This is a genomic window from Kitasatospora sp. NPDC056446 (assembly GCF_042796115.1).
In the GTDB taxonomy this organism is placed as follows: domain Bacteria; phylum Actinomycetota; class Actinomycetes; order Streptomycetales; family Streptomycetaceae; genus Kitasatospora.
This window is the reverse complement of record NZ_JBHTRF010000197.1, coordinates 1-1,802: the sequence shown is the minus strand read 5'-3', so window position 1 is coordinate 1,802 and position 1,802 is coordinate 1. Positions and strand designations below refer to the sequence as shown.

Here is a 1,802-nt window from a genome sequence, read left to right as displayed (position 1 = left end):
GGTGCGCCCGGCCACCTCGGCAAGGCCCTCACCCTGGACGGCACCGCCAACGGCTATGCCGAGACCCAGGGCAACGTGCTGGACACCACCCGCGGTTTCACCGTCTCCGCGTGGGTCAACCTCACCGGCGACACCACCCGTAACCGGGTCGTGGTCAGTGAGAACGGCAACTGGGCCGCCCGCTTCGCCCTCGGCCTGATGAGCGGCAAGTGGGCGATGTGGACGTCCACCCAGGACACCAACGCCGTCTACACCCTGGAGACGGCGGGCTCGGACGCCCCGGTGGCACTCAACCAGTGGACCCACCTGACGGGTGTCTACGACCCGGTGGCCAAGACGAGCACCCTGTACGTCAACGGCGTGCCCGGCACGCCGGTGGCCGTCACCGCCAACTGGGACGCGCGAGGCCCGCTGGAGTTCGGCCGTTCCAAGTGGCACGGCAACTGGACCGACCCGTGGAAGGGCTCGGTCGACGAGGTCCGGCTCTGGGACCGCAACCTGAGCAAGGCCGAGGCCGCCGACGTGGCCGCCGACAAGCAGCTCGCCACCGGCCTTCCGGCCAAGGCGGTCTGGCACTTCGACGACACCGCCGTCAAGCCGGTCGGCATCACCGAGACCGACAACCTGACCGCCTACAACGGCGTCGCCCTCGGCCGCCCGGGCATCGCCGACAAGTCCATCCACCTCGACGGCGTGGACGACTACCTGCGCGGCACCCGCCCGCAGGTCGACGGCAGCCGGGACTTCTCCGTCTCCACCTGGGTCAAGCTGCCCGCACCCGCCGCCGGGGACACCAACCCCAAGATGGCGGTCACCCAGATCGGCCAGCACAACAACGAGTTCTCGCTCTACTACTCGCCCTACTGGAAGCGCTGGATCTTCGGCCGCTACAAGGAGGACACCTCCACCGACACCCTGGTGCGCACCTGGCAGCCGGACTGCGCCCCGAACACCCAGATCAACGGCGCGCCCTGCTTCGCCGGCACCACCGGCGAGTGGACCCACCTGCTGGGCGTCTCCGACACCGCCGCCAAGAAGCTGCGCCTGTACATCAACGGCTACCTGGTCGGCGAGTCCGACTACACCCAGAACGCGCCGTGGGCCAACCCCGGCCCGCTCCAGATCGGCGCCGTCAACCGCGAGGGCGCCAACGGCGAGTTCTTCGGCGGCGACATCGACGACGTGCGGATCTACGACCGCGTCGTCACCGGCCCCGAGGCCACCGCGATGGTCCAGCAGCGCCCGCAGCTGGCCGGCCGCTGGAAGCTCAGCGCGGCCACCGGCACCCCGGCCGTCACCCCCGACGAGGGCCCGGCCAAGGCCGGCGCCCAGCTCGGCGCCGGCGCCTCGATCAAGGCCGACGGCGGCCTGCTGCCCGCCCCCGGCACCCTGAAGCTGGACGGCGCCACCGGCTACGCGGCCACGACCTCGACGCCGATGCACACCGGCCAGAGCTTCACCCTGGCCGGCTGGGCGAACACCGCGGGCGTCCCGACCCGGGACATGACCGTCCTGTCCGTGAGCGGTTCCAACAACAGCGCGGTCACCCTGCGCTGGCACGCCCTGGGCAACGACGCCAACGGGAAGCCGACCGGCCAGTGGCAGGCCGAGGTCCGCGACTCCGACGCCAACGGCGCGGTGCGCACCCTCACCACCCACACCCCGGCCTCCTCCGTTCTGGAGAACTGGACGCACCTGGCGGTCAGCTACGACGCCTTCGCGGACCGGCTCGTCCTGTACGTCAACGGCCAGCCGGAGAACCAGGGCTGCGCGGACGGTTCGACCGGCTGCGTCCCGCACAT

1 protein-coding gene is annotated in these 1,802 nt (G+C 71.3%); it reads left to right on the top strand.

Annotated elements, in window-relative coordinates:
* On the top strand, positions 1–1,802 hold a 1,802-nt coding region (locus ACFQ6N_RS40590; protein WP_380659168.1), incomplete at both ends, for a LamG-like jellyroll fold domain-containing protein.